This is a genomic window from Frankia sp. AgB32 (assembly GCF_023243045.1).
GTDB lineage: Bacteria > Actinomycetota > Actinomycetes > Frankiales > Frankiaceae > Frankia.
Map to the genome: position 1 here is coordinate 1 of NZ_JALKFX010000192.1, position 310 is coordinate 310.

At 86.5% G+C, this 310-nt stretch carries 1 pseudogene; it reads right to left on the minus strand.

What is annotated here, in order from left to right:
• A pseudogene (locus tag MXD60_RS26380) lies at window positions 1-310 on the minus strand (hypothetical protein); the annotation flags it as partial.

The window sequence follows — 310 nt, forward strand, 5'->3', positions numbered from 1 at the left end:
CGGGCCCGGGCGGGCGCGGGCGGGGCCGCGCGCGGGCGGGCGGGGAGGGGGCGGCGGGGCGCGGGGGGGCGGCCGTCGCCGACGGCCGCGGGGAGTCGACCGCGCCACCGCGGGCGGGATCGGTCGCCGTGAGGCCGGACCGCCCCGGATCGCGGTGCGCGAGACCCACGAGCAGCAGCGCGACGGCGACCGCGGCGAGCGCCGCGCCGAGGGCGGCGACCAGCGCGATCCGCCGACCCGCCGCCGGCCACGTCCGCGCCGGCCGGCCGATCACCCGCGCACGCGGCCCGGTGAGGGGATCGGGCAGGGC